Raw genomic sequence first — 3,614 nt, forward strand, 5'->3', positions numbered from 1 at the left:
GCCGATGGGCATCCGCTTCCTCGGCCTCGGCGGCAGCCCGAAATGGTCGCTTGCCGAGACGCCGAAAATGCCGAAATCGCGCTACGAGATCATGACGCGCTACATGCCCAAGGTCGGCACCAAGGGCCTCGACATGATGTACCGCACCTGCACGATCCAGGTGAATCTCGACTTCGAGAGCGAGGCCGACATGCGCCGCAAGATGCAGGTGTCGTTGAAGCTGCAGCCGCTGTCGACGGCCTTGTTCGCCAATTCGCCTTTCACCGAAAGCCACCCGAACGGCTTGCAGAGCTGGCGCGGCGACATTTGGCGTGACACCGACAACCAGCGCTCGGGCCTGCTCGAATTCTGCTTCTCGCCCGATTTCGGTTTCGCCGACTATGTCGAATGGGCGCTCGACGTGCCGATGTATTTCGTCATCCGCGACGGTCGCTATCACGACATGACCCACATCACCTTCCGCCAGTTCATGGCCGGGGCCGCGCGCAATGAAGTGCCGGACGGGCTGCCGACAATGGGCGACTGGGCGAACCATCTGTCAACGCTGTTCCCGGATGTGCGGCTGAAGCGCTTCCTCGAGATGCGCGGCGCCGATGGCGGGCCATGGCGGCGCATTTGCGCGCTGCCGGCCTTCTGGGTCGGATTGCTTTATGATGAGGCCGCACTCGATGCCGCCGAGGCGCTGACCTCGAGCTGGACGTATGAAGAAACGCTGGCGATGCGCAATGCCGTGCCGGAACAAGGCATCTCCGCACCCTTCCGCAACACCACGCTGCGCGAGATCGCGCGTGACGTGATGGTCATTTCCCGCAGGGGACTGAAGAACCGTGGCAAGAAGAACCGCGACGGCTACGACGAGACCTCCTTCCTCAACACGTTGGACGAAGTGGTGGCGCGGGGCACCACCAGCGCCGAGGAGATGCTGTCGGCCTACCACACGCGCTGGGGCGGCTCGATCGAGCCGGTTTTCATGGAATACGCCTATTAACCCTCGGATTTGGCAAAGCTGACCGGCCGGCAAAAGTCGCTTCAATCGGAAGTGGAAACAAACTAGGCTTCTTCGGCGAGGATTTCCGGAGGAGACGCCGATGCCCACCTTGTTCGACATGCTGACGCAGGCCCAGAACGGCAATGGCATGCAGGCCCTTGCCCAGCAATACGGGCTTTCAATGCAGCAGACGCAAGCGGCGGTTGCCGCATTGCTGCCGGCCTTTTCGCAGGGGCTGCAACGCAACACCGCCGACCCCTATGGGCTCGGCGCCTTCATGACGGCGATGGCCAGCGGCCAGCACGCCAAGTATTTCGAGGACGCAACCCGGGCCTTCTCGCCGCAAGGCGTCGATGAGGGCAACGGCATTCTCGGGCACCTGTTCGGTTCGAAGGATCTGTCTCGCGCCGTGGCCAGCCAGGCGGCGCAAGCCAGCGGCGTCAATCAGCAGATCCTGCAGCAGATGCTGCCGGCGATCGCCTCGATGGTCATGGGCGGGCTGTTCAAGCAGACGGCAAACCAGATGCAGGCCGCCGGCGGTTTTGGCGGCGGCGGCAACAATCCGCTCGGCGAGATCATCGAGCAGATGATGCGGCAAGGCGGCGGCATGCAGGCCCCGGCGCCGCAGCCGCGCCAGGCGCCGCCGCCCCAGAACCCGATGGACAACCCGCTCGGCAAGGTGTTGCAGGACATGTTCGGCGGCGGCGCGGCTCAGCCACAGCCGCAAAGCCAGACGCAGCCGGCACCCAATCCCTACGGCGACAATCCGCTCGGCAAGGTGCTGCAGGACATGTTCGGCGGTGGCGCGCCTCAGCCGCAGCCGCAGGGGCGGGCGCAGCCGCAGCCCCAGCAGACGCAAAGCCCCTACGGAGACAATCCGCTGGGGAAAATCTTCGAGGAGATGCTGCGGCAAGGTGGCGGTGGCTTAGGCGGCATCCCCGGCGGACAGCCGGCGCCGCAACAGCCTCAAGCGCCCCCGCAACGTCAGGCACCGCAGCCACAGGCCAATCCGAGCGGCCGGCCGAAAAACCCGTTCGACGACCTGTTCGGCAAGATGTTCGAAACCGGCGCCCAGCAGCGTGATGACTACCAGAAGGGCGTGGAGACAATCTTCGACCAGTTTAAGCGGGACATGGACCGGCGGTAGGCGGTCTTCGCTGAGGTAGAAAGAGAAAAGCCCGGTCCTGGGAGGACCGGGCAGAGTGCAGGCGGGCCGGGGGGATCCGGCAGGGAGTGGGAGCCTGCATACTCGTCAGTCGCGTCGAACCCTGAAAAGGTTCACGGCAACCTAAACAACAAGCAACCGATCAGGCCACCTTGCGAGCGAAATCCTCGATCGTTTCGATGCGATCACTGGCGATCTCGCGCAGCATCGCCGTCGGGTCGCGGCCAAACGGCACGTCGATAGCGACATGCAGGTCGGCGCGCGTCAGGCCGATATCGGCGAGTTCGGCGTCCGACATCTCGCCAAGGCGATAAAAGGCGCGGCGGTTTTTCCAGGCGCGGTAGATGTTGGAGACGGTGTTGGCCACGCGCGTCGCAACGGCCGGACGCGAGGTGATGCGCGGGGTCTCGGTGGCGAAATCGAACGTGGTCATTGTCGGTCTCCTTCAGACTCGAACGGGCAAAGCCTTGCGATCGGCGCTGGCGACAGCGGCCGTTCCGGCTTCGATTCACATGCCTTCATGTGGACAATGCCAATTTGCCATCGGCCGATTGATTAATCCAACGAATGTTTCTAATCTTTACCATCAACACCAGTGATGGATCATATCGATGAAATCGCCGCTCGATCTCGATCAGTTGCAGACCTTCATCTCGATTGCCGACACCGGCAGCTTCACGCGAGCAGCCGAAGAGGTGCACCGGACCCAGTCGGCGGTGTCGATGCAGATGCGCCGGCTGGAGGAGCGGCTGGGCAAGCCGCTGTTCGAAAAGGACGGACGCACCAACAGGCTGACCGAGGAAGGCGACAAGCTGCTCTCCTATGCGCGGCGGCTGCTCTATCTCAACCGCGAGACCCTGGCGGCCTTCGACGACCGGCGGCTCGAAGGCACGATCCGCATCGGCACGCCCGACGACTACGCCGATCGTTTCCTGCCCGAGATCATGGCACGGTTCACCCGCTCCAATCCGCGCGTCGAACTCACCGTCATCTGCGAGCCGACGCCGGGGCTGGTCGAGCATATCAAGCGCGGCAATCTCGACCTCGCGCTGGTGACGCACAACGACGTACGCGGCCAGTCGGAGGTGGTGCGGCGCGAACCGCTGCTGTGGGTCACCTCGGCCAATCATGCCACGCATGAGCAGGAAACGCTGCCGATGGCCTTCGGCCGGCCGAACTGCATCTGGCGGCGCGCCGCCGTCGATGTGCTCGACCAGCAGAACCGCGACTATCGTATCCTGTTCACCAGTTTCTCGGCCACCGTCATCACCGCCGCGGTGCTTTCCGGGCTGGCAATCTCGGTGCTGCCGGAATGCGCGCTCAGACCCGGTATGCGGGTGCTGGGCGAAGCCGACGGCTTCGGCGCCCTGCCCGATTGCCGCATCGGCATCCTGCGCGGCCAGACGTCCCGGCCGGCGATCGTCGATGCGCTCGCCCGCCATATTTCGGACAGCCTGGACA

The 3,614-nt window shown here is 64.1% G+C and carries 4 protein-coding genes; 3 read left to right on the forward strand and 1 reads right to left on the reverse strand.

Going from position 1 to position 3,614, the window contains the following annotated elements:
• Both EN879_RS27755 and EN879_RS27760 read left to right on the forward strand, forming a co-directional pair.
• Window positions 1-988, forward strand: a 988-nt coding sequence (locus tag EN879_RS27755) for a glutamate--cysteine ligase (RefSeq protein WP_127274377.1), incomplete at its 5' end; no start/stop codon positions are given.
• 100 nt (window positions 989-1,088) lie between these two features.
• Entirely contained in the window at window positions 1,089-2,135 is a 1,047-nt protein-coding gene (locus EN879_RS27760; RefSeq protein ID WP_024502320.1) for a DUF937 domain-containing protein, read from the forward strand.
• A gap of 160 nt (window positions 2,136-2,295) precedes the next feature.
• On the opposite strand, the gene EN879_RS27765 is transcribed toward EN879_RS27760, so the two are convergent.
• Window positions 2,296-2,586, reverse strand: a complete 291-nt coding sequence (locus tag EN879_RS27765) for a DUF1127 domain-containing protein (RefSeq protein WP_063170126.1) — start codon at window positions 2,584-2,586, stop codon at window positions 2,296-2,298.
• Window positions 2,587-2,764: 178 nt separating this feature from the next.
• Between EN879_RS27765 and EN879_RS27770 the strand changes: the two genes are divergently transcribed.
• On the forward strand, window positions 2,765-3,614 hold an 850-nt coding region (locus EN879_RS27770), incomplete at its 3' end, for a LysR substrate-binding domain-containing protein (RefSeq protein ID WP_127274378.1).

Origin of the sequence: Mesorhizobium sp. M7A.F.Ca.AU.002.02.1.1 (genome assembly GCF_003998535.1) — a bacterium.
Taxonomy (GTDB): domain Bacteria; phylum Pseudomonadota; class Alphaproteobacteria; order Rhizobiales; family Rhizobiaceae; genus Mesorhizobium; species Mesorhizobium ciceri.